The sequence below is a fragment of the Microbacterium sp. AC132 genome, from assembly GCF_979258525.1.
This window is the reverse complement of record NZ_OZ409862.1, coordinates 1,127,571-1,150,768: the sequence shown is the minus strand read 5'-3', so window position 1 is coordinate 1,150,768 and position 23,198 is coordinate 1,127,571. Positions and strand designations below refer to the sequence as shown.

Here is a 23,198-nt window from a genome sequence, read left to right as displayed (position 1 = left end):
ATGCAGCAGCATCCGCCCCTCCCACCGACCTCCCGACCGACGAAGGACCCCTCATGTCAGAACCACTGCTCAGCGTGCGCGACTTCTCGGTCGTGTACGACGTCGACCCTCCCGTCGAGGCGGTGAAGAACGTCACGCTCGAACTGCAGAGAGGCGAGATCCTCGGTCTCGCCGGGGAGAGCGGATGCGGCAAGACCACGCTCGCCTACGGCGTGCAGCGTCTGCTCCGGGCCCCTGCGGTGATCGCGGGCGGCAGCGTGACCTTCCACGATGCATCCGGTGTCGACGTCGACATCAACGCGCTCGACGTCGAGGCGATGCAGAAGTTCCGCTGGGACAAGGTCTCGATGGTGTTCCAGGGTGCGATGAACGCACTGAATCCGGTGGCGACGATCGGCTCGCAGCTCGAGGACGTGTTCGAGATCCACCGCCCTGACATGACGCGACGGCAGCGCAGGGCCGAGGCCGAGGAGCTGCTCGAGATCGTCAAGGTCGGGCGTCAGCGCACCCGGTCGTTTCCGCACGAGCTCTCCGGCGGCATGCGCCAGCGTGTCATGATCGCGATGGCCCTGGCGCTGCGCCCGCAGCTGATGGTCATGGACGAGCCGACCACGGCGCTCGACGTGCTCGTGCAGCGAGAGATCCTCAAGCAGATCTCGCAGCTGAGGCACGAGTTCGGCTTCTCGGTGATCTTCATCACCCACGACCTTCCGCTGCTGCTCGAGATCAGCGACCGCATCGCCATCATGCGCGAGGGCGAGATCGTCGAGCTGGCCTCCGCCGAGCAGATCTGGACCGACCCGCAGAACGACTACACGAAGACCCTGCTGTCGTCGTTCCCCCGACTCACCGGTGCGAGAGGAGTGCTGACCCGATGACCACTCTCGAGTTCGCCCACGTCAGCAAGATCTACAACGTCCGCGGAGCCGGCCAGCTCAAGGCGCTCGACGACGTCAGCTTCACCCTGAACTCCGGCCAGACCATCGGTCTCGTCGGCCAGTCGGGCAGCGGCAAGTCGACCATCGCGAAGATCCTCACCCAGCTCGAGACGCCCACGTCCGGCGAGGTGCGGCTCGACGGCGCACCCATCCCGCGGCGCGGCAGGGGACTGCGGAAGTACCGCCAGCAGCTGCGGATGGTGTTCCAGGACCCGTTCGCCTCGCTCAACCCGTACCACTCGATCCGCTATCACCTCGAGCGCCCGATCCGTCTCGACGACGTCGTGCCCAAGAAGGACACCGAGGCCGAGGTGCGCCGACTGCTCGAGCGCGTGCGCCTCGACGCGGATGCCGTGATCGACCGCCGCCCTCATGAGCTGTCGGGCGGCCAGCGTCAGCGCGTCGCCATCGCCCGTGCGCTCGCCTCGCGGCCGTCGCTGCTCGTCGCCGATGAGCCGGTGTCGATGCTCGACGTGTCGATCCGTCTCGGAGTGCTGAACCTGCTCGCCGATCTGCAGCGCGAGGAGGGCCTCGGCGTGCTCTACATCACCCACGATCTCGCCACCGCCCGTCACTTCAGCGACAAGATCATGGTGCTGAACCAGGGTCGGGTCGTCGAGTACGGCGACGCCGACGACGTGATCCTCACCCCGCAGGACCCCTATACGCGCGAGCTGCGGGCGGCGTCGCCCGACCCCGACAAGCACTTCGCGACGACCGGATCGCACGGAGGTGCACTGTGACCACCGCATCCCCCGATCTGGGTCAGATCGACAAGGAGGACCGCGACGCGCTCGAGGTCGGCACCACCGCGACCGTCGCGCAGAAGGGGCGAGCCGTCGTGCCCTGGCGGTTCTTCGCCGGTCGGGCCGGCTTCTACCTGTTCACGCTGTGGGCGGCCATCACGATCAACTTCTTCCTCCCGCGGTTCATGAAGGGCGACGCGGTCAGCTCGTACCTCGCGCGCAACCGCAACATCAGTCCCGAGGCGGCGGACTCGCTGCGGGCGCTGCTCGGCATCGACACCGACAAGTCGATGTGGCAGCAGTACATCGAGTACTGGGCGATGCTGTTCCGCGGCGACCTCGGCATCTCGACACTGCACGGCCTGCGTCCGGTGAGCGAGGTGCTGGCATCCGCTCTCCCGTGGACGCTCGGTCTCGTCGGTCTCGCCACGATCATCTCGTTCGCGCTCGGCACGGTCGGCGGCGCGATCGTCGGCTGGAAGCGCGGCAGCAGGCTCGACGCCCTCATCCCGATCACGACGTTCTTCAACACGATCCCGTACTTCTGGCTCGGTCTCATCGCGATCGCGATCTTCTCGTCGACGCTCAAGTGGTTCCCGTCGTCTCACGCCTACGACAAGGGGCAGTCACCCGAATGGAGCCTCGACTTCATCGGCCAGGTCATCGTGCACGGCACCCTGCCGGCGGTCACGATCATCATCGCCTCGCTCGGCGGATGGATGCTGGGCATGCGCAACATGATGCTCACGGTGCTCGACGAGGACTACATCACCGTCGCCCAGGCCAAGGGCATGCCGAACAGGCGGGTGCTGTGGGCGTATGCCGCTCGCAACGCGGTGCTGCCGCAGATCCAGAGCTTCGCCCTCTCGATCGGGTTCATCGTCGGCGGCACGATCGTCATGGAGATGGTCTTCAGCTACCCGGGCGTCGGCAAGCTGCTGCTCGACGCCACGAACGCGAAGGACTTCGCCCTCATGCAGGGCGTGTTCCTCGTGATCACGCTGTCGGTGCTGGTCGCCAACATCCTGGCGGACATCGTCTACGCATACCTCGACCCGCGCACGCGCCAGACGGAGGCCTGACATGAGCGTTCCCACCTCGACCGACACGACCGCGCCCGACGGCACCACGATCCCCACCGGGATGCCGGAGACTGCCACGTTCCGCACGGCCCGCGGCGACCAGCCGAGCCGCAAGACGTTCTGGTCACAGCTCGCTCGATCGTTCGCGATGTTCCGCAACCCCAAGTCGATCGCCGGCCTGATCATCCTCGGGGTGTTCGTGCTGATCGCGATCTTCGCGCCGCTGCTCGCCCCCTACGGACCCACGCAGAAGGACCGCACGGCGCTGCGGCAGCCGCCCTCGCTCGACCACTGGCTCGGCACCACGCACATGGGCGAGGACGTGCTCAGCCAGCTCATCTTCGGCACGCGCGGCGTCGTCGTGGTCGGATTCCTGTCGGCGATCATCGCCACCGTCATCGCGATCACGATCGGCGTCATCGCCGGATACGTGCGCGGGTGGAAGAGCGAGTCGCTGTCGGCGCTCACGAACGTGTTCCTGGTGATCCCCGGCATCCCGCTGATCATCATCGTGGCGTCGCAGTTCGAGAACCCGCCGCTGATCGTGATCGCCGCAGTGCTGGGCCTCACGGGCTGGGCATGGGGCGCGCGCGTGCTGCGCGCGCAGACCATGTCACTGCGCAACCGCGACTTCATCCAGGCGGCGCGCGCCAACGGCGAACCACTGCACCGCATCATCACCGTCGAGATGCTGCCGAACCTCATGGCGCTGATCGCGTCGAGCTTCGTCGGCACCGTCACCGCCGCCATCCTCGGCCTGACGACCCTCGCCTTCATCGGGGTGATCCCGGTGAGCAACCTCAACTGGGGCACCATCCTGTTCTGGGCGCAGCAGAACGGCGCCTTCCCGAGGCTGTGGTGGTGGTACGTGCCCGCAGGACTCTGCATCGCGATCATCGGCGTCGCCCTGTCGCTCATCAACTTCGGCATCGACGAGTACGTCAACCCGAGGCTGCGGTCGGCCGGTGAGCGTGCCCGCGCGATGAAGAAGAAGGGGCTCGACGTGAACGATCCGGTGACGGCGGTGCGCAGCGCGCCGACGACCGACTCGGGTACCGTGCAGAGCGCGGCGACAGCGACGACGACCCATACGAAGACCGACAAGAAGACACAGAACGCCGAGTGATGACCTCTCAGACCCTGACCGAATCCCTGCCCTACCTCGACCCAGAACTGCCGATCGCCGCGCGCGTCGCCGACCTCCTCGACCGCATGACGGTCGAGGAGAAGATCGGGCAGATGCTGCAGCTCGACGCTCGCGACGACCTCGACGATCACGTGCTGGGCAAGCACGTCGGCTCGATCCTGCACACCTCGCCCGAGCGCATCATCCGGGCGAACGAGCTGACCGCCCAGACGCGACTGCGCATCCCGCTGCTCGTCGCCGAGGACTGCATCCACGGCCACTCCTTCTGGCCGGGAGCGACGATCTATCCGACGCAGCTCGGCATGGCCGCCACGTGGGACGCCGAGCTGGTCGAGAAGGTGGCGAGGGCCACCGCGGTCGAGGTCGCGGCGACCGGCATCCACTGGACCTTCTCGCCGGTGCTCTGCATCGCGCGCGACCTGCGCTGGGGCCGCATCGACGAGACGTTCGGCGAAGACCCGTTCCTCATCGGCGAGCTCGCCTCCGCCATGGTGCGTGGCTACCAGGGCGAGGGCCTCGACGACCCCACCGCGATCCTCGCGACGGCGAAGCACTTCGCCGGCTACTCCGAGACGCAGGGCGGGCGCGACGCCAGCGAGGCCGACATCTCGCGACGCAAGCTGCGGTCGTGGTTCCTGCCGCCGTTCGAGCGGGTGGCCCGTGAAGGATGCCGCACGTTCATGCTCGGCTACCAGACCACCGACGGGGTGCCGATCACGGTGAACGACTGGCTGCTCAGCGATGTGCTGCGCGGCGAGTGGGGCTACACCGGCACGCTCATCACCGACTGGGACAACGTCGGACGCATGGTCTGGGAGCAGCATGTGCAGCCCGACTACGCGCACGCCTCGGCCGCCGCGGTGAGCGCGGGCAACGACATGGTGATGAACACTCCGGGCTTCTTCGCCGGAGCTCTCGAGGCGGTGTCGAACGGCCTGCTCGAGGAGGACGCCTTCGATGACGCCGTGGCGCGCATCCTCACGCTCAAGTTCGAGCTGGGGCTGTTCGAAGACCCGCGACTTCCGCAGGCGGATCTGGATGCCGTGGTCGGCAGCGCCGCCCACGCCGAGCTCAACCTCGAGACGGCCCGCCGTTCGATCGTGCTGCTCGAGAACGACGGCGTGCTGCCGCTCGACGCGTCCGCGCCGCTGACGGTCGCGGTCGTCGGGCCCCTCGCCGACGACGCCCAGACGCAGCTCGGCGACTGGGCGGGCGGATCGGGTCAGGCCGGATGGCTCGACGGACAGCCGCGCGAGATGATCACCACCGTGCTCGACGGTCTCGCCGGTATCGACGGATGGTCGGTGACGCACGCGCGCGGCGCCGAGATCCTCACGCTCGAAGACGATCCGCGGGGCACGAAGTTCCCCGACGGACAGCCCCGCCCCTCGGTCGTCGTCCCGAGCGCACCCGACGACACGATGATCGCCGAGGCCGTCGCTGCGGCTGAGGCGTCCGATGTCGTGGTCGCCGTCGTCGGCGACCGTATCGAGCTCGTGGGCGAGGGCCGCTCGACGGCGACGCTCGAGCTGATCGGCGGACAGAACGCGCTGCTCGACGCGCTCATCGCGACGGGGAAGCCCGTCGTCGTGGTGCTCCTGGCCTCGAAGCCGCTCGTGCTGCCGGCATCTGCATCGAAGGCCGCCGCCGTGATCTGGGCGGCGAATCCCGGCATGCAGGGCGGCCGCGCGCTCGCCGAGATCATCTCGGGTGCGGTCGAGCCGTCGGGGCGCCTGCCGATCTCGTTCGCGCGCCACGTCGGCCAGCAGCCGACGTACTACAACCAGATCCGCGGCCAGCACGGCGACCGCTACGCGGACCTCACGCAGTCTCCCGCGTGGGCGTTCGGCGAGGGGCTGTCGTACTCGACGGTCTCGTACGGCGAGCTCTCGCTCGACACCGACCGGCTCGGCCTCGCCGACACGATCGTCGCCGAGGTGACGGTGACGAACACCGGTTCGCGCCCGGTGCGCGAGACGGTTCAGGTCTACGTCCGCGCCTCCGTCACGAGCGTGAGCTGGGCTGACAAGGAGCTCAAGACCTACCGCCAGGTCGACGTCGCGCCCGGAGAGTCGGCGCGCGTGCGGCTCGAGGTGCCGGTCGCCGAGTGCTCGATCGTGGATGCGGCCGGCAACCGTCGTGTCGAATCAGGCGCGTTCGAACTGCTGGTCGGTCCGAGCTCGCGCGAAGAAGCCCTGCGGAGTGCTGCGTTCACCGTGGCATGAGTCTGCGACGAGGGCGCTCAGGCGTCCTCGTCGCGGAGGCGCTGCGGCCCCGCGCCCTGACTTCCCAGGGCGTCGTCGGGGTTGAGCAGACCGCACGCCTTCATCGACAGGCATCCGCAGCCGATGCATCCCGTCAGCTCTCGTTCGAGTCGCTCGATGCCCTCGCGGCGCTTCTCGAGTTCGCGCTTCCAGCGCCGTGACGCCCGCTGCCAGTCGGCGTGACTCGGGGTCTGCGTGAGCGGGACGTCGGCGAACGCGTCCTGCACATCCGACAGCGGGATGCCGAGGCGCTTCGCCACGGTGATGAGCGAGACCCGGCGCAGCATGTGTCGGGCGTAGCGGCGCTGATTGCCGGCGGTGCGCGTCGACGCGATGAGACCGAGGCTCTCGTAGAAATGCAGGGCGGACGGGGCGACGCCGGTGCGCCTGCTCATCTCGCCGATCGTCAGCGGCTCGTCGGGTCCGTGCGCAATCCGGTCCGGATCGGTGCTCATCGCGGCCTCCTCGATTTGACCTCAAGTGTACTTGAGGTCATACGGTGGCAACCGTGACCCGAACGGAGACCGCCACCCGATGACCTATGTGATCGCCCTGCCCTGCGTCGATGTCAAGGACCGTGCGTGCATCGACGAATGCCCTGTTGACTGCATCTATGAGGGCGAACGCTCGCTGTACATCCACCCCGACGAATGCGTCGACTGCGGCGCGTGCGAACCCGTCTGCCCCGTCGAGGCGATCTACTACGAAGACGACCTGCCCGACGAGTGGCAGGACTACTACAAGGCCAACGTGGAGTTCTTCGATGAGCTCGGGTCGCCCGGTGGCGCCGCGAAGCTCGGCATCATCGAGCGCGACCACCCGATCATCGCCGCACTTCCGCCCCAGGAGGCACCCGAATGAGCAGTCAGCAGCACCCCGCCGCGCCGGTTCCGTCCGAGGTCGGTGAAGGGCTCAAGGCCGCGTTCCGCGCGCATCCGGCAGGTGTCGCGATCATCACCGCGATGACCCCTGCCGGTCCCGTCGGTCTCACGGCGTCGAGCGTCGCATCCGTCGCGGTCGACCCCGCGGCGATCGTGTTCTCGGTCACCAGGGCCACCGGCAGCGCGGGCTCGATCCTCAACGCCGAGTCGTTCGTCGTGCACCTGATCGACGACGAGCACTCGGCCCTGGCGCAGAGCTTCGCGGTGAGCGGCGCCGACCGCTTCACCCCCGAGCAGGGGTGGGGCACCCTTCCGACCGGTGAGCCGTACCTCGCTGAGGCGCGCGCCGCGATGCGCGGTCACACGATGTCGACGGTCGCGGTCGGCTCATCGACCGTCGTGGTCGCCGAGATCGACGAGGTGCTGCTCGGGCGGGCGGGCCGACCGCTCGTCTACCTCGACCGCCGATTCCACTCACTCCCCACCGATCAGAACGACTGAAAGGAACAGCATGCCCACTCCGTACACCCTTCCCGAGCTGCCGTACGACTACTCGGCGCTCGCCCCGCACATCTCCGGCAAGATCATGGAGCTGCACCACTCGAAGCACCACCAGGCCTACGTCACCGGTGCCAACACGGCGCTCGAGCAGCTCGGCGCGGCCCGCGAGTCCGGCGACTTCGCCGCCGTGAACAAGCTCGAGAAGGACCTCGCGTTCAACCTCGGCGGTCACATCAACCACTCGGTGTTCTGGGAGAACCTGTCGCCCGACGGCGGCGGCAACCCCGAGGGTGAGCTGGAGGCCGCGCTGACCGACGCGTTCGGCTCGATCGACGCCTTCCGCGCGCACTTCACCGCCACCGCGCTCGGTGTGCAGGGTTCGGGCTGGGCTGTGCTCGCGTGGGACAGCGTCGGCGCGCGTCCGGTCATCTTCCAGCTGTTCGACCAGCAGGGCAATGCCCCGCTCGGCGTCACGCCGCTGCTGCAGCTCGACGTCTGGGAGCACGCCTACTACCTCGACTACCTCAACGTGCGCGCCGACTACGTCAAGGCGTTCTGGGAGCTCGTCAACTGGTCCGACGTGCAGCGCCGGTTCCAGGCCGTGCAGGAGAAGACCGCGGGCCTCATCGTCGCCCGCTGAATCTCACGGATCTCCTCCCGGCGCCAGCGCGTCGGGAGGAGATTCGCGCCGCATTGCCGCCAGCGCGCCGCGTTGCGGCCAACGCGCCGCATCGGGAGGAGATCCGCGATCCGGAGGAGGATGCCGCGGCATCCGCCCTCCGGATCGCAGATCTCCTCCCGATTGAGCGAGCGTCAGGCGAGCAGTTCGCCCGCGAGCGCCTCGATGCGACGGCGGATGTCGTCGCGGATCGGGCGCACGGAGTCGATGCCCTGCCCGGCCGGGTCGTCGAGCTCCCAGTCCTCGTAGCGCTTGCCGGGGAAGAACGGGCAGGCGTCGCCGCATCCCATCGTGATCACGACATCAGAAGCCTGCACGGCCTCGGTCGTGAGCACCTTGGGCTGCTCGGCGGTGATGTCGATGCCGAGTTCGCTCATGGCCTCGACCGCGATCGGGTTGATCTGGTCGGCGGGCATGGATCCGGCGGAGCGCACCTCGATGCGGTCGCCGGCGACCTCGCGCAGAAAGCCTGCGGCCATCTGCGAGCGTCCGGCGTTGTGCACGCACACGAAGAGGACGGAGGGTTTGGTGGTGGTCATGATGTCTCCAGGGTAAGCGAGCGTGCGGGGTCGAGGGTCGTCAACGGCGTCCTGCCGATCTGCAGCACCGCCGGAGCCGCGCAGCAGCCGCCCGCGCCGTCGTCGAAGTCTCCTGATCCCCCGCATACCCCGGTCGCGGGCAGGGTGAGTTCGTTGCGGGCCGCGCCCTCCCGATCACCGACGAGGTGGGCCGCGACGCTGCGCACCTGCTCGTAGCCGGTGAGGGCGAGGAAGGTCGGAGCTCGACCGTAGGACTTCGCGCCGACGATGAAGAGGCCCTCCTCCGGCTGCATGAGCTGTCGGGCACCGGTCGCGCCCACCGAACCGCAGGAGTGGATGTTGGGGTCGATCTCGGAGGCGATGCCGGCGACCGCATCGAGAGCGGGGTCGAGATCGATTCGGAGTTCGCGCAGGATGCCGGTGTCCGGCCGGAATCCGGTGAGCGCGAACACGTGCGCGATCTCCGCCATCTCGCGTCCGTCTTCGGCGACGATCACCAGGCCCCTCCCGTCCCGCCGGAACTCGGCGACTCGGAATCCTGTCACCACCTCGACGACACCGTCATGGATCACCTTCGACACCAGAGAGCCGAGCGCTGCGCGTTCGGGCAGCTCGTCTCCGGCGCCGCCCCCGAGAACGTTCGCGGCGCTCCCTCGGCGGAGCAGCCAGGTGACGCGGGTCCCCGGCGACCGGCGGGCCAGTTCGCTCAGGCGCAGCACGGCGTGCGTGGCGGAGTGTCCCGCTCCGACGACGACCACATGCGAACCCGCGAGCTCGGACACGTCGTCGGGGATGCGATAGGAGATCAGATCGGATGCCGCGGCCTCGCCCACGGCGGGGAAGCCGTCTGCGCCCGCAGGGTGGGGAGACCCCAGGTGCCGCTCGCGTCGATGACCGCCCGGGCGAGGATCCGCGACTCGGTGCCGTCCGTGTCGAGGGTGTGCACGACGAACGGCTGGTTCCTGCGTCCGGACTCGACGACCTTGTCGCGACCCTGGCGAGCGACGCCCGTGACGGCGGTGCCGTACCGGATCCGCTCACCGAGTGCGCCCGCGAGAGGCGCCAGGTAGTCGCTCACCCATTGCGCCCCGGTCGGACAGCCCGCGGTCGGTGCGGTCCACCCGGTCGGCTCGAGCAGGTGACGCGCGGCGGCATCCGTCAGCTCGGGCCACGCCGAGAACAGGCGCACGTGGCCCCATTCGGAGACCGCGGCGGCAGGGCCGCTCCCTCGTTCGAGGACGACGACGTCTTCGCGGCGTTCGACGAGATGCGCCGCCGCTGCGAGACCCTGCGGCCCCGCGCCGATGACGACGATGGGAAGCTCGGACACGACATCTCCTCAGATCGAAAGACTTCAATATGAGAAGCGTCGCCCACGTATCGAAGATTGTCAATACGTGAGAGGATGAGCGTATGACGCTTCCGGTGACGATCGAGCAGACGGGCTGCTGCACGCCGCGCGCGGCATCCGCTCTTCCGCTCGCCGAGGCCGAACGGATCGCCCGCCTGTTCAAGGCGCTCGGCGACCCGACGCGCATCCGCCTGCTCTCGCTGATCTCGTCGGCCGCGGGTGGCGAAGCCTGCATCTGCGACCTCACCGATCCGGTCGGTCTGTCGCAGGGCACGGTCTCTCATCACATGAAGCTGCTGGCGGACGCCGGACTCGTCACGCGTGAGCAGCGCGGCAAGTGGGCGTACTTCTCCCTCGCCGAGGGCGCTCTCGACGCCGCCGGCGACGCGCTGCGAGCCGTCTGATCCTGCTGCGCTCCTCAGGTCGGCGTGCGGTCATCCCGATAGGCTGATTCCATGGCCCTCCTCTCGATCGCCGGTTCGGCGCGCGCTCCGCATGAGCTGCGCTCGGCGACTCCGATGAAGGAATGGATGCGCGTCGTGCTCCACCCGGGCACGAACGGGTGGACCAGCGTCTGGGGCACTCTCTCGCACGGCGAGATCGCGGGCTGCCCGCCGCCACGCGACTAGACCGCGCCTCTGTGGGGTGCGGTCTTCCGCGTCGTTCACCCCTTCTCTCGCGTGAGGTCTCGTCATGTCCGCTTCTCCTGTCCGTCCCCGTGCCCGTCTCCGCCTGGCTCCCCATGAGCTGTGGCGAGGCATCCGCTCCAACGCCCGCAGCGAGGTGCTCGGGGGTTCGCTGCTGCTCGCCGCCACCGTCGCCGCGCTGATCCTCGCCAACACCCCCGCCGTGTCGTGGTACGAGTCGGTGCGCGACTTCACGTTCGGCATCCCCGAGCTGCATCTCGATCTGAGCATCGGGGCCTGGGCCGCGGACGGCCTGCTCGCGATCTTCTTCTTCGTCGTCGGTCTCGAGCTGAAGGAGGAGTTCGTCACCGGCCGACTGCGCGATCCGCGTCAGGCGGCGCTGCCGATCGCCGCAGCCGTCGGCGGGGTGATCGTGCCGGCGATCATCTTCGCCCTGATCAACGCGGGCGACGGCGACGCCCTGCGCGGCTGGGCCATCCCGACCGCCACGGACATCGCATTCGCGGTCGCCGTGATCGCCGTGGTCGGGAAGTTCCTCCCACCGGCGCTCCGTGTCTTCCTGCTCACACTCGCGATCATCGACGACCTGATCGCCATCACGATCATCGCGACCTTCTACACCGACTCGATCAGCTTCCCCTGGCTGACTCTCGCGCTGCTGCCCCTCGCAGGATTCGCGCTGCTCGTGCGGAAGGGCGTGCGGGCGTGGTGGATCCTGATGCCTCTCGCGATCGCCGTGTGGGTCTGCATCCATGCCGCCGGCATCCACGCGACCGTCGCCGGAGTCCTCCTCGGTTTCGTCGTTCCTGTCATCCCGACCGAGCGCGCTCGGGTGCCGCGAGGGACGGATGCCGACGGCGAGCCCCTCTACGACGGCCTCGCCCCGCACTTCGCCGACCGGTGGGGTGTCGTGGCGACGCTGTTCGCCGTGCCCGTGTTCGCCTTCTTCGCGGCGGGCGTCACGATCGGCGGACTCGCGGGGCTCGCGTCGGCGCTGACCGATCCGATCGCGATCGGCATCATCGTCGGCCTCGTCCTGGGCAAGCCGATCGGGATCCTCGCGACCACGTTCCTGCTCAGCCGTGTGCCCGCTCTGCGTCTCGACGAATCGCTGCGCTGGCCCGACCTCACCGGCATGGCGTTCCTCGCGGGAATCGGATTCACCGTCTCCCTGCTCGTCGGAGAGCTCGCCTACGGGTCGAGTTCGGTCGCCGACGAGCACGTCAAGATCGGCGTGCTCCTCGGCTCCCTGATCGCCGCGGTGATCGGCGGGCTGATGCTCGCGAGGCGCAACGCTCTCGCCCGCCGATCGCCGCTCGACGCCTGAGGGCGATGGTCAGGAGCTGCCGACCGTCGACTGCAGCTTCGCCATCACCTGGGTGATCGTGAACGATGCCGATTCCTGGCGAGCGGGGAACTCGGCAAGGGTGTGCAGCATGTTCGCCACATACGCCTGAGCCGGGATGAACAGGAAGATGTGGTCGAGCACCCAGTCCCAGTAGGTGTTCGAGGTGATGTCGGCGCGCTCGAACGGATCGGTGCGCAGATTGAAGAGCTTCGGGAACCGCAGCTCGATGTAGGGCTCCTGCCACACCTGCAGGGTTCCGACCGCGCGCTGCTCCAGGAAGACGAACTTCCAGTTCTCGAAGCGCAGCGCCGTGAGGTCGCCGTCGTCCGAGACGTAGAAGAAGTGTCGTCGCGGGCTGTGCTCGGCGACTCCCGTGATGTAGTCGAGCTGGTTGTTGCCGTCGAGATGGACCCTGAAGTCGGTGCCATGCAGATCCGTGCCCGCGTTCAGACGCTCGGCGATGTCGGTGTCGCCGGCCGCCGCGAGCAGCGTCACGAACCAGTCGTTGTGGCTCACGATGCCGTTGAGCGTCGTGCCCGCGGGGACGTGCCCGGGCCAGCGCACCATCGCCGGGACCCTGTAGGCACCCTCCCAGTTCGAGTTCTTCTCGTTGCGGAACGGCGTCATGCCGGCATCCGGCCAGCTGTTCATGTGCGGGCCGTTGTCGGTGGAGTACATGACGATCGTGTTCTCGGCGAGGCCGAGCTCGTCGAGCAGATCGAGCAGACTGCCCACCACGTCGTCATGATCGAGCATCGTGTCGTGATACTCCGACTGCCAGCGTCCGGCGCGCCCCTTGCTCTCCTCCTTGGTGTGGGTGCGGAAGTGCATGTGGGTCGAGTTGAACCACACGAAGAACGGGGTGTCGTCGTCGGCCTGGGCGCGGATGAAGTCCGCCGCAGCATCGCGGAACTCCTCGTCGACGGTCTCCATGCGCTTCTTCGTCAGCGGACCGGTGTCTTCGATGCGCTGCGTGCCGTCGTCGTTCGCCCACGAGTGGATCACGCCGCGCGGGCGGAACCGCTCGCTGAACCCGGGGTACTCCTCGTCGGTCGGGTAGTCCGGGTGCTCCGGCTCCTCCTCGGCGTTCAGGTGATAGAGGTTGCCGAAGAACTCGTCGAAGCCGTGCGCCGTCGGCAGGTGCTCATCGCGGTCGCCGAGATGGTTCTTGCCGAACTGGCCGGTCGCGTAGCCGTGGTGCTTGAGCGCATCCGCGATCGTCGGATCCTCGGGCTGGAGCCCCAGCTTCGCCCCCGGCATCCCCACCTTCGTGAGACCCGTGCGATAGGGGTTCTGTCCGGTGATGAACGCCGCACGCCCGGCGGTGCAGCTCTGCTCGCCGTAGTAATCGGTGAATTTCGCGCCCTCATCGGCGATCCGGTCGATGTTCGGAGTCCGATAGCCCATCAGGCCGTCGGTATAGGTGCTCAGATTGGCGATGCCGATGTCATCGCCCCAGATGATGAGGATGTTGGGCTTGTCGGACATTGTCGCTCCTCGGTCGGCGGTGAGGCCGGGCAGGCGCCCGTGCCGCTCAGCCAACCAGGGGCTCGGGCCGATGCCCAGGGGGGCCTCACACCGAGCGGGTGAGGCGGAATCCGATGTGCGACATGCCGGTGTCCTCCGCCTGGGGCGAGCGGGCGGCCGGGCGGAAGCGCAGGCAGTAGTCGGGGGAGCACAGGTGTGATCCGCCCTTCAGCACCCGGCGCGGGATGCTCGGGAAGCCCTCCTGCGCGCTCGCCGCTGCCAACAGGTTCGCGCGCTTGCCGGGATCCACCGGCTTGTCCGACAGCTTCAGATGCCGCGGCGTGTAGAAGTCGCTCGTCCACTCCCAGACGTTCGCGATCATGTCGTAGAGCCCGTAGCCGTTGGGGGCGTACGACCCGACCGGCGCCGTGCCGCCGACGCCCTGGTTGTCATACGGGAAGCGACCCAGCCAGGAGTTCGCCTGCGCCTCGCCACCGGGGTAGATCTCCTCGCCCCAGGCGAAAGGCGCGCCGTCGACCCCGCCCCGGGCGGCGTACTCGTGCTCGGCTTCGGTGGGCAGCCGCATCCCGACCCAGTCGGCGTAGGCGACCGCGTCCTCGAACGCGATGTGCACGACCGGATGCTGCAGCCGATCGTCGATCGACGAGTCGGGGCCGAACGGATGCCGCCAGGAGGCGCCAGCCTGCCAGCGCCACCAGTTGCGCCAGTTGCGCAGGTCGGTCGGGCCGGCGGTCGGCGTGAAGACCATGGAACCGGGCACGAGGTCCTTCGGATCCGCATCCGGGAAGGCAGCCGGGTCGAGAGGCCGCTCGGCCACGGTGATATATCCCGTGGCATCGACGAATTCCGCGTACTGCGCGTTGGTCACCTCGTAGCGGTCGATCTCGAACGAGGCGACCTCGCGCTCGTGCACCGGGCGCTCGTCGGGGTAGAAGTCCTCGGACCCCATCCGGAAGGTTCCGCCGGGGATCAGCACCATGTCGCGAATGTTCGTCACCCGCGTCAGCGTAGCGTCCGCGCCGGAGCGGGAGCGGCTACGGTCGCCCGCGCCGGGTTAGCCGACCAGCCGCGCGCTAGCCCCGGCGGGTGCGCTGCTCGCCCTGGACGGGGATCGGACCGGTGACGCTCAGCTCGTCCTCCCAGCACTGGATGCCCGTGACCTCGGGCATCCGCGCGCGGGTGAAGACAGGGTCGAGCCCCGCGCGCCGCTGATCGGAGTAGTCGCGCAGCAGCTTGAACGCGATGCCCGACAGGAGCGCGATCGCCACGAGGTTCACGATCGCCATGAGCCCCATGATGCCGTCGGCCGTGTTCCAGATGATGTCCGCCGAGGCGATCGATCCGAGGAAGATGATCGCGACGACGAGCACGCGGTAGGCGGTGAGGACGGCGGGTCGGCTGCTGATGAACTCGATGTTGGATTCGCCGTAGTAGTAGTTGCCGAGGATCGAGCTGAACGCCAGCAGGAAGATGATGATGCTCAGGAGGATGTTCGACCATTCGCCGAGGTTGCTCACGATCGCATTCTGCGTGAGCCCGATGCCCCGGGTCGCGTTCGCGAGGTCGGGCGTGGACACCAGGATGATGAACGCCGTGATCGAGCAGACGAGGAACGTGTCGAAGTAGACCCCGAGGGTCTGGACGAGTCCCTGCTTCACCGGGTGGGTCACCGCCGCGGTGGCGCCCGCGTTCGGCGCAGAGCCGAGACCCGCCTCGTTCGAGAACATGCCGCGCTTGACGCCGGTCATGATGATGGTTCCGAGTGCGGCCCCGACGACCTCGTTGAACCCGAACGCCTGGGTGTAGATCGAGGCGAACACCTCGGGGAGGCGCTCGAAGTTCATACCGACGATCACGAGGCCGAGCAGCAGGTATCCCAGCGCCATGGCCGGGACGACCGCCTGCGTGACGCTGGCGATGCGACGGATGCCACCGAAGACGACGAGGGCGGTCAGGACGGCCAGGATGATGCCGACGACCCAGGGGATCCAGCCCACTTCGCCGCCGAAGCTCGAGGAGACGGTGGCGCTGATCGTGTTCGCCTGCAGGGAGCTGAAGGCGAAGGGGAAGCAGACGATCAGGATGACGGCGAACAGGATGCCCATCCAGCGCGCCTTGAGTCCGTGCTGCATGTAGTACGCGGGACCGCCGCGGAAGCCGTCCTTGTCGCGGACCTTGAACGCCTGACCGAGGGTCGACTCGATGAAGCTCGACGCTCCGCCGATGAACGCCATCGTCCACATCCAGAAGATCGCGCCGGGGCCGCCGATGGCGATCGCTGTGCCGACGCCCGCGATGTTCCCGACGCCGACGCGGGAGGCCGCCGAGATCGTGAACGCCTGGAACGCCGAGACCGATTGCGGCTCGCCGTTCTCCTTCCGGGGTGTCCGGTCGGTGAGGGTGCGGAACATCTCCGGTATCAGCCGGAACTGCACCACGCCCGATCGCGCGGTGAAGTACAGGCCGAGGACCACGAGGATCGGCAGCACCACCCACGTCCAAAGCCCATCGCCGGCAGAGAGCACGAAATCGTTGAGCGCGTCCATCGCATCAGTATGGCGGCATGCTGGCGCCCGTGGTGATATTCCGCTTCTAGACCAAGCGCGCGGTCGTGCCTCGGACGTTCAGCTCGTAGGGGAGCTCGGCCGGTATTCCCGCGGCTTCGCCGTCGGCGAGCTTCGCGAGCACGGCATCTGCCGCACGCTCGCCCTGCCCGAGGGGGAACTGGTCGACGGTGCTGAGTCGGAAGAACTCGCCGAGCTCGTGACCGTCGATGCCGACGATCGAGAGGTCGTCCGGCACGGCGAATCCGAGGTCGCGGGCGGCGAGGATCGCCCCGATCGCCATCTCGTCGGATGCCGCGAACACGGCGGTGGGTCGCGGGCCGGGGCGTCCGAGCAGCTGCTTCGCCGCGCGGTATCCGCCCTCGACCGTGAAGTCGGCGGGCTCGAGGAAGGCCGGATTCAGAGGGATGCCGGCCTTCGCCAGTGCCTTCTCGAAGCCCAGGCGACGATTCGTCGGGATGTGGAAGTCGATGTCGAACTCGGGGTTCGCGCCGATGTGGGCGATGTCGCGGTGTCCGAGACCGATCAGGTGCTCGGTCGCCAGCTGGGCCACGGCGACGTCGTCGACGGTGAGGGTGTCGAGCTTGGGGTTCGGCCCGCCGATCGCGATCACCGGCAGGCCGAGGTCGAGCAGGTACTGCGTCTCGTCGTCGTCGAGCTCGATCGACACCGCGATCACCGCATCCACTCGCTGCCGTCGCAGGAAGGTGTCGAACACGTGGCGGCGCACGTCCTTGTCGGCGGTGATGTTGTAGAGGGTGATGTCGTAGCCCTCGCGCATCAGCGCGGACGATACCCCCGACAGCACGGTGCTGAAGAACCATCGGTCGAGGAAGGGCACCACGACCCCGATGTTGCGGGTGCGGCCCGATGCCAGGCTCGACGCGCGGGAGGACACGACGTAGCCGAGCGCCGATGCCGCCTCCTGCACGCGCAGGCGGGCCGACTCCGACACATGGCCTCGGCCGCTCAGCGCGCGCGAGACCGTCGCGGTCGAGACGCCGGCGAGCCGGGCGACCTCATCGATGCTCGCCATGGGGGATCCTCTCTGAGCCGTTCCGGTCGCAGTTCGTGCCGTCGGGCGGTGCCGTGGGCGGCGCGAACTGCGACCTGAACGTCGTGCGGCTTACGCCGTGGTGTACCAGACCGCCGTGTCGACCGGCACGGCGCCACCGTCGAACGGCTGGCTCTGCAGGATCACGAACGCGTCGGTCGGCAGCGGCAGCGGCTCGGTGCCGAGGTTCGCGAGGACGTGCACGTCGCCGCGGCGGAACGCCACCGCATCTGCGCCGGCGTCTTCCCAGACGAGCGATCCGCTGCCGAAGCCGTGCTCACGCCGTCCGGCGAGCAGGCGCTTGTAGAGCGCCAGCGTCGAGGCGGGGTCGACCTCTTCGACGTCGCGCGAGTACGACGCCCAGTCGGCGGGCTGGGGCAGCCACGACGCACCGGTCTCGTTGAAGCCGAACGCCGGAGCATCCGCCTCCCACGGCAGCGGCACACGGCATCCGTCGCGACCGTAGCGCTCGCCGTTGGTGCGGAACCACGTCGGGTCCTGACGGAAGGCGTCGGGGATCTCCATCGCCTCGGGCAGGCCCAGCTCCTCGCCCTGGTAGAGGTATGCCGAACCCGGAAGCGCGAGCATCACGGTCGTCGCCGCGCGAGCGCGGGCGAGTCCGATGGCGGTGTCGGGCTTGTGCGGGGTGTTCGGGCCGATGCCCTCGCCCTGCGGGTTCTCGGCCGTGAGCGCGAGTCGCGACGCGTGGCGCACGACGTCGTGGTTCGACAGCACCCAGGTGCTGGGTGCGCCGACCTCGCCGAACGCGTCGAGGGATTCGCGGATGACAGACCCCAGAGCCTTCGCGTCCCACTCGGTCATGAGGTAGGGGAAGTTGAAGGTCTGGTGCATCTCGTCGGGGCGCACCCACAGGGCGGTCTGCTTGAGCGTCGGCATCCAGGCCTCACCGCACAGCGCGCGGTCGCCGTCGTACTCGGCCAGCACCTTGTGCCAGTCGCGGTAGATGTCGTGCACTCCGTCCTGGCCCCAGTACGGCACGTTCGCCTCGCCGCCGCCCATCGAGTCGGCGTCTGCCGGGGGCGTGTAGTCGGGCAGGCCGTCGGCCTTGATCATGCCGTGGGCCACGTCGACCCGGAAGCCGTCGACGCCGCGGTCGAGCCAGAAGCGCAGGATCGAGCGGAACTCCTCGCGCACCTCTTCGTTGTTCCAGTCGAAGTCGGGCTGCGTCGGGTCGAAGATGTGCAGGTACCACTGGCCCGGCGTGCCGTCGGCCTCGGTCACGCGCTCCCACATGCCGCCGCCGAAGACGGACTCCCAGTTGTTCGGGGGCAGCTCGCCGTTCCTGCCCTTGCCGTCGCGGAAGATGTACCGCGCGCGCTCGGGGCTGCCGGGAGCAGCCTTGAGGGCCTCCTGGAACCAGGCGTGCTGCGCCGACGAGTGGTTGGGGACCAGGTCGACGACGACGCGGATGCCGCGGGCATGCGCCTCGTTCAGCATCGTGTCGAAGTCGTCGAGGGTGCCGAACAGCGGGTCGACGTCGCGGTAGTCGGCGACGTCGTAGCCGGCGTCCCGCTGCGGGCTCGTCATGAACGGGCTCAGCCAGATCGCGTCGACGCCGAGCTCCTTCAGCGAGTCGAGCCGGCTGGTGATGCCGGGCAGGTCGCCGATGCCGTCGCCCGAGGCGTCGGCGAACGAACGGGGGTAGATCTGGTAGATGACCGCGCTGCGCCACCACTCGGAACCGGGGGCTGCGATCTGCTCAAGCTGTGCCATGGCAACAGATTAGTGCAAACGCTTACATGATTGCCAGAGCGAGCATCGAATCGATTCGGGGAGCCGATATTCTGCGCCGGTCCGCAGCCGCTTGCAGGCCCGGGAGTATGCTTCGGGCATCCGACCACAGGAGGCTGTCATGGTTCCCGAGATCAACTACTGGGCCGTTCTGCTCGCGACCGCCTCGAGCATGATCGTCGGCTCGATCTGGTACGCGCCGAAGGTGTTCGGCACCCGCTGGTCGAAGCTCGCGAACGTCGACATGGACCGTCCGGGGGCGAGCGCGACGATGGCGATCATCACCACCGTGATCGTGAGCTTCGCGACGGCGTGGGTGCTCGCCGGGGCATCCGCGATCGCCTGGCACTTCTACGACGGATCGTTCTTCTGGGCCGCCGTCGTCACCGGCGTGCTGCTGTGGGCCGGGTTCACGGCCGCGCGGTTCATCACGCACGACGCCTTCGAGGGCCGCCCGACGGCGTTGACCACCATGAACATCGCACACGAGATCGTCACGATCGTGGTCATGGCCGTGATCATCGGCGTCTGGCCGCCGGCTCTCGGCTAGCTCGCCGCGGCATCCTTCGTGAGGTCCTGCGCGAACATGACGAGGATCCCGCTCGGGCCGCGCAGATAGGTGAGCCGGTAGACGTCCTGGTAGTTCGCGACTCCTCGCAGCGGGTGATATCCGTGCCGGGCAGCGATGGCCAGGGACTCGTCGATGTCGTCGACGGAGAACGCCACCCGGTGCATCCCGATCTCGTTCGGCAGGGTCGGCTCGGTCTCGATCGCGTCGGGATGGATGTATTCGAACAGCTCGAGCTGACCGTGGCCGTCGGGTGTCTGCAGCACGGCGATCTTCGCGTGGTTGCCGTCGAGGCCGACGGCGGTGTCGGCCCATTCGCCGCTGACCTCGTCCCGACCGAGCACGGTGAGGCCGAGATCGGTGAAGAAGGCGATCGTCGCCTCGAGGTCGCGCACGGCGATGCCGACGTTCTCCAGTGTGATGGGCATGGCTCGCATGCTACTCGCGGGGCGCGACACGCCGGGCGCCTCGAAAGACTAGACCTTCGCCACTTCCGCCGAGACTTCCTGGTATGCCAGCATTTTGCACGTGACCTCCTGGTCGCCTGCGGTCGCCGACTGCGGTTCAGACCGAGGGGGTCTTCATGTCGGGTTCATCGCGCCGTTCAGCGCCATGGATGATCGCCGCCGCACTCATCGCCGCCGCGATGGTCGCGGGCGTGACCACCGCGGCCTCCGGTGATGCCCCCGCCGACGACCCGACCGCCGCACCGGATCCGACTCTGTCGGTCGCCCTCGCCTACGAGTTCCTCGATGCGCGCGTCGACGAGTTCTGCGACGGCGCGGGGCACTGCCTTCCCCGCAGCTACCAGGGAGGCTTCTTCACCGACCTGCCGACCTGGGACTTCACCCCGTCGTTCGTCTACGACGACGCCCTCGTCGTGATCGCGTACACGGCACGCGGGCTCCCCGACGACATCCGTCGGGCGCGGACCATCGGCGACACCCTGCTCTTCGTGCAGGCGAACGACCCGATCGGCGACGGCCGAGTGCGCACCTCGTACGAGCCGCACGGCATCCGTCAGGGGAGGGTCGAGATCACCGGCCCCGGCACGTTCACCGGCAACCAGGCCTGGACCGGTATGGCGCTCGCGCGTCTCTTCCACGCGACCGGTGACTCGAAGTACCTCGCCGGGGCGGTGCAGATCGCCGAATGGATCCAGAACAACACCGCCGACATGGTGCGAGCGCCCTTCGGATACACCGGCGGTCAGCTCGAGAACGGCTCGTCGCTGGAGTGGAAGTCCACCGAGCACAACAGCGATATCGCCGGCTTCTTCACGCAGCTCGCACAGCTCACCGGCGACTCCGTCTGGGCCGATCGGGCGGGCGTCGCGTCGGCCTTCGTGGCCGCGATGCAGAGCGCCGACGGCCATGTCGACACGGGCACCCTGCTGGACGGGTCGACGGTCAACACCCGCCCCATTCCCCTCGACGCGCAGACCTGGAGCTCGCTCGCCACGCGCGACCCCCGCTACGACACCTCGCTGGACTGGACGCTGACCCACCTGATCGCGACGGACGGGCAGTCTCAGGGCGCGTCGATCAGCGACGCCGACGTGTCGAAGGTGTGGTTCGAGGGATCCGGCCACCTGGCGCTCGCTCTCACGCTGCGCGATGCGCCCGGTGACGCCGAGCGCGTGGAGTCGCTGCTGAGCAGCATCCGCCTCGGTCAGCGCGATGCGCTCAACGGCGACGGCAAGGGGATCGTGGCGACGTCGACCGACGGCCTCGACTCGGGCTTCGGCGACCTCTACTACGCCAGCCTGCATACCGGTGCGACGGCCTGGTACCTGCTCGCCGCCGCGGGCGACAATCCCTTCGCGCTGCCCGTCGACTGACCCGTCGCGCGCGGTGACCACTGCCGCCACGTCGGGCGCGGTGCGGGGTCACTAGTGCACCTCCGGCGCGGTGCGTGGTCACTATTGCACCGGAATCGCCAGTTTCGGGTGCAGAACTGGCCCCGGCTGTGCGCGTGGGTGCGGAACTGGCCCCGGCTGCGCGAGCGGGTGCGGAACTGGCCCCGGCTGCGCGAGCGAATGCGGAACTGGCCCCGGCTGCGCGCGCCTACCGCTTACGCGGCGACGCGGGCGACGGCGGCGATCGCGCTGGTGAAGAAGTCGACGCCGTCGATGCCCGAGCGCATGGCGGCCGAGGTGTCGGGGCCGAAGCCGGCCTCGGTCGCGTGCTCGGGGTGCGGCATGAGACCCACGACGTTGCCGGCCTCGTTGGTGAGTCCGGCGATGTCGCGCAGCGAGCCGTTCGGGTTCACGCCCGCATAGCGGAATGCCACGAGGTTCTCGCCCTCGAGACGGTCGAGCGTCTCCTCGTCGGCGATGTACCCGCCGTCGGCGTTCTTCAGCGGGATCGTGATCTCCTGGCCCGTGCGGAAGCGGTTGGTCCACGCGGTGTCGGAGTTCTCGACGATCAGCTTCTGATCGCGCCGCACGAAGTGCTGGTGGTCGTTGCGGATCAGGCCGCCGGGCAGCAGGTGCGCCTCGACCAGCATCTGGAAGCCGTTGCAGATGCCGAGGATCGGCATGCCCTTGGCCGCGGCGTCCTTGACCTCCGCCATGATCGGCGAGAGCGCGGCGATCGCACCGGCGCGCAGGTAGTCGCCGTAGCTGAAGCCGCCGGGCAGCACGAGGGCGTCGACGCCCTCGAGATCGTGCGAACCGTGCCAGAGGGCGACCGGCTCGGCGCCGGCGATGCGCACGGCGCGCTGTGCGTCGCGGTCGTCGAGCGAGCCCGGGAAGGTGATGACGCCGATGCGCGTGGTCACTCGGCGACCTCGATGCCGACGACGTCCTCGATCACGGAGTTGGAGAGCACCTCATCGGCGATGCGGCGGGCCTCGGCGAGGATCTCGTCGGTGACCTCGCCTTCGACGGTGAGCTCGAAGCGCTTGCCGATGCGGACATCGGAGAAGCCCTCGACGCCCAGACGGGAGAATGCGCCGGACACGGCCTTCCCCTGCGGGTCGAGCAGTTCGGGCTTGGGCATGACGTCGACGACGATGGTGGGCATGAACGGCTCCGGAAGTCGCGGGCGGACGGGCGTGTCCAGTCTACCGGCTCGGGACTCGCCCGATTCCCGGGTGGCGGGGCTCAGGCGTGGAAGACGGTATGCAGGTCGCCGATCGCCTCGCGGCCGCCGAGGCCGTCGATCTCGAACAGCACGGAGATGCCGACGACGTGGCTGCCCAGGCGCTCGACCAGTTCGCGTCCGGCGGCGAGCGTGCCCCCGGTGGCGAGCACGTCGTCGATGAGCAGCACGCGGGATCCGACGGGCAGATCGTCGTGCATCTCGATCGTCGCGGTGCCGTATTCGAGGGCGTAGTCGACGGATGCCGCGGGGCGGGGCAGCTTGCCGGCCTTGCGGATCGGGATGAGGCCGACACCTGCGGCGATCGCGGCCGCTCCGGCGAGGATGAAGCCGCGCGCCTCGATGCCCGCCACGACGTCGAACTGTCCGGCGAACGGCGCGATGATCGCATCGGTGGTCGCCTGCAGGGCCTCGGCGTCGGCGAGCAGCGGGGTGATGTCGCGGAAGATGATCCCCGCCTCGGGATAGTCGGGGATGCTGCGGATCAGGGATTCGGCGCGGACGAGGGCGGGGGAGAGATCGGTGTCGGGCACCGGTCAAGGCTA

The 23,198-nt window shown here is 68.5% G+C and carries 24 protein-coding genes and 1 pseudogene; 13 read left to right on the top strand and 12 right to left on the bottom strand.

Annotated features, from left to right (window positions below):
- Window positions 1-53 precede the first annotated feature (53 nt).
- The 5 genes from ACZZZQ_RS05320 to ACZZZQ_RS05300 are packed head-to-tail and all read left to right on the top strand — an operon-like array spanning window position 54 to window position 6,138.
- On the top strand, window positions 54-878 hold the full coding sequence (locus tag ACZZZQ_RS05320; RefSeq protein WP_053098568.1) for an ABC transporter ATP-binding protein: 825 nt from the start codon (window positions 54-56) through the stop codon (window positions 876-878).
- Window positions 875-1,681 carry an ABC transporter ATP-binding protein gene (locus ACZZZQ_RS05315; protein WP_053098569.1) on the top strand — a complete coding sequence of 269 codons (807 nt, stop codon included), beginning with the start codon at window positions 875-877 and terminating at the stop codon, window positions 1,679-1,681. Before ACZZZQ_RS05320 ends, ACZZZQ_RS05315 begins: the two co-directional genes overlap by 4 nt.
- The gene (locus tag ACZZZQ_RS05310; protein ID WP_463507056.1) at window positions 1,678-2,766 is read left to right on the top strand and encodes an ABC transporter permease; all 1,089 of its coding nucleotides are present in this window, start codon (window positions 1,678-1,680) and stop codon (window positions 2,764-2,766) included. The genes ACZZZQ_RS05315 and ACZZZQ_RS05310 overlap by 4 nt, the downstream gene beginning before the upstream one ends.
- A 1-nt stretch (window position 2,767) precedes the next feature.
- A complete protein-coding gene (locus ACZZZQ_RS05305; RefSeq protein WP_463507055.1) occupies window positions 2,768-3,892 on the top strand; it encodes an ABC transporter permease in 1,125 nt (374 codons plus the stop codon).
- Window positions 3,892-6,138, top strand: coding sequence for an exo-beta-d-1,3/1,6-glucosidase (locus ACZZZQ_RS05300; protein WP_463507054.1), 2,247 nt, complete (start codon window positions 3,892-3,894; stop codon window positions 6,136-6,138). Before ACZZZQ_RS05305 ends, ACZZZQ_RS05300 begins: the two co-directional genes overlap by 1 nt.
- A gap of 17 nt (window positions 6,139-6,155) precedes the next feature.
- Here the strand turns inward: ACZZZQ_RS05300 and soxR are convergent, their stop codons facing one another.
- Window positions 6,156-6,632: a redox-sensitive transcriptional activator SoxR gene (soxR, locus tag ACZZZQ_RS05295; RefSeq protein ID WP_053098572.1), complete on the bottom strand. Its 477-nt coding sequence runs from the start codon at window positions 6,630-6,632 to the stop codon at window positions 6,156-6,158.
- 79 nt (window positions 6,633-6,711) lie between these two features.
- Between soxR and fdxA the strand changes: the two genes are divergently transcribed.
- The 3 genes from fdxA to ACZZZQ_RS05280 are packed head-to-tail and all read left to right on the top strand — an operon-like array spanning window position 6,712 to window position 8,199.
- Complete coding sequence (gene fdxA, locus ACZZZQ_RS05290; RefSeq protein ID WP_053098573.1) at window positions 6,712-7,038, top strand: ferredoxin; 327 nt, start codon at window positions 6,712-6,714, stop codon at window positions 7,036-7,038.
- Window positions 7,035-7,559 (top strand): flavin reductase family protein, encoded by a 525-nt coding sequence (locus ACZZZQ_RS05285; RefSeq protein WP_053098574.1) that lies wholly within the window; start codon window positions 7,035-7,037, stop codon window positions 7,557-7,559. The genes fdxA and ACZZZQ_RS05285 overlap by 4 nt, the downstream gene beginning before the upstream one ends.
- A gap of 10 nt (window positions 7,560-7,569) precedes the next feature.
- A complete protein-coding gene (locus ACZZZQ_RS05280; RefSeq protein WP_053098575.1) occupies window positions 7,570-8,199 on the top strand; it encodes a superoxide dismutase in 630 nt (209 codons plus the stop codon).
- A gap of 173 nt (window positions 8,200-8,372) precedes the next feature.
- Here ACZZZQ_RS05280 and ACZZZQ_RS05275 read toward each other — a convergent pair whose 3' ends face one another.
- Window positions 8,373-8,777 (bottom strand): arsenate reductase ArsC, encoded by a 405-nt coding sequence (locus ACZZZQ_RS05275; RefSeq protein ID WP_053098576.1) that lies wholly within the window; start codon window positions 8,775-8,777, stop codon window positions 8,373-8,375.
- A pseudogene (locus ACZZZQ_RS05270) lies at window positions 8,774-10,107 on the bottom strand (NAD(P)-binding domain-containing protein). Before ACZZZQ_RS05270 ends, ACZZZQ_RS05275 begins: the two are co-directional and overlap by 4 nt.
- Before the next feature lie 83 nt (window positions 10,108-10,190).
- Between ACZZZQ_RS05270 and ACZZZQ_RS05265 the strand changes: the two are divergent.
- The 3 genes from ACZZZQ_RS05265 (at window position 10,191) to nhaA (ending at window position 12,102) form a co-directional block, all read left to right on the top strand.
- On the top strand, window positions 10,191-10,532 hold the full coding sequence (locus tag ACZZZQ_RS05265; RefSeq protein WP_053098578.1) for an ArsR/SmtB family transcription factor: 342 nt from the start codon (window positions 10,191-10,193) through the stop codon (window positions 10,530-10,532).
- A gap of 51 nt (window positions 10,533-10,583) precedes the next feature.
- A complete protein-coding gene (locus tag ACZZZQ_RS05260; RefSeq protein WP_171821976.1) occupies window positions 10,584-10,757 on the top strand; it encodes a hypothetical protein in 174 nt (57 codons plus the stop codon).
- A 64-nt stretch (window positions 10,758-10,821) separates the two neighbouring features.
- A complete protein-coding gene (nhaA, locus tag ACZZZQ_RS05255; RefSeq protein WP_463507053.1) occupies window positions 10,822-12,102 on the top strand; it encodes a Na+/H+ antiporter NhaA in 1,281 nt (426 codons plus the stop codon).
- A 9-nt stretch (window positions 12,103-12,111) separates the two neighbouring features.
- On the opposite strand, the gene ACZZZQ_RS05250 is transcribed toward nhaA, so the two are convergent.
- From ACZZZQ_RS05250 to ACZZZQ_RS05230, 5 genes are all read right to left on the bottom strand, one after another.
- The gene (locus tag ACZZZQ_RS05250) at window positions 12,112-13,611 is read right to left on the bottom strand and encodes an arylsulfatase (protein ID WP_463507052.1); all 1,500 of its coding nucleotides are present in this window, start codon (window positions 13,609-13,611) and stop codon (window positions 12,112-12,114) included.
- A gap of 85 nt (window positions 13,612-13,696) precedes the next feature.
- Window positions 13,697-14,590, bottom strand: coding sequence for a formylglycine-generating enzyme family protein (locus ACZZZQ_RS05245; RefSeq protein WP_463508086.1), 894 nt, complete (start codon window positions 14,588-14,590; stop codon window positions 13,697-13,699).
- A 94-nt stretch (window positions 14,591-14,684) separates the two neighbouring features.
- Window positions 14,685-16,157 (bottom strand): alanine/glycine:cation symporter family protein, encoded by a 1,473-nt coding sequence (locus tag ACZZZQ_RS05240; RefSeq protein ID WP_187248937.1) that lies wholly within the window; start codon window positions 16,155-16,157, stop codon window positions 14,685-14,687.
- A 46-nt stretch (window positions 16,158-16,203) separates the two neighbouring features.
- Window positions 16,204-17,211, bottom strand: coding sequence for a LacI family DNA-binding transcriptional regulator (locus tag ACZZZQ_RS05235; protein ID WP_187248936.1), 1,008 nt, complete (start codon window positions 17,209-17,211; stop codon window positions 16,204-16,206).
- A gap of 90 nt (window positions 17,212-17,301) precedes the next feature.
- A complete protein-coding gene (locus ACZZZQ_RS05230) occupies window positions 17,302-18,963 on the bottom strand; it encodes a glycoside hydrolase family 13 protein (protein WP_463507051.1) in 1,662 nt (553 codons plus the stop codon).
- A gap of 139 nt (window positions 18,964-19,102) precedes the next feature.
- Between ACZZZQ_RS05230 and ACZZZQ_RS05225 the strand changes: the two genes are divergently transcribed.
- Window positions 19,103-19,531 (top strand): DUF1761 domain-containing protein, encoded by a 429-nt coding sequence (locus ACZZZQ_RS05225; protein WP_053098583.1) that lies wholly within the window; start codon window positions 19,103-19,105, stop codon window positions 19,529-19,531.
- On the opposite strand, the gene ACZZZQ_RS05220 is transcribed toward ACZZZQ_RS05225, so the two are convergent.
- Complete coding sequence (locus ACZZZQ_RS05220; RefSeq protein ID WP_400340002.1) at window positions 19,528-19,977, bottom strand: VOC family protein; 450 nt, start codon at window positions 19,975-19,977, stop codon at window positions 19,528-19,530. The two genes, ACZZZQ_RS05225 and ACZZZQ_RS05220, sit on opposite strands and share 4 nt — an antisense overlap.
- Before the next feature lie 155 nt (window positions 19,978-20,132).
- Here ACZZZQ_RS05220 and ACZZZQ_RS05215 point away from each other — a divergent pair, with 155 nt between their 5' ends.
- Entirely contained in the window at window positions 20,133-21,389 is a 1,257-nt protein-coding gene (locus ACZZZQ_RS05215; protein ID WP_463507050.1) for a hypothetical protein, read from the top strand.
- A gap of 233 nt (window positions 21,390-21,622) precedes the next feature.
- On the opposite strand, the gene purQ is transcribed toward ACZZZQ_RS05215, so the two are convergent.
- From purQ to ACZZZQ_RS05200, 3 genes are all read right to left on the bottom strand, one after another.
- A complete protein-coding gene (gene purQ / locus ACZZZQ_RS05210) occupies window positions 21,623-22,330 on the bottom strand; it encodes a phosphoribosylformylglycinamidine synthase subunit PurQ (protein ID WP_053098585.1) in 708 nt (235 codons plus the stop codon).
- Window positions 22,327-22,575: a phosphoribosylformylglycinamidine synthase subunit PurS gene (gene purS / locus ACZZZQ_RS05205; protein ID WP_053098586.1), complete on the bottom strand. Its 249-nt coding sequence runs from the start codon at window positions 22,573-22,575 to the stop codon at window positions 22,327-22,329. The genes purQ and purS overlap by 4 nt, the downstream gene beginning before the upstream one ends.
- Window positions 22,576-22,655: 80 nt before the next feature.
- Entirely contained in the window at window positions 22,656-23,186 is a 531-nt protein-coding gene (locus ACZZZQ_RS05200) for an adenine phosphoribosyltransferase (protein ID WP_056276456.1), read from the bottom strand.
- Window positions 23,187-23,198 lie beyond the last annotated feature (12 nt).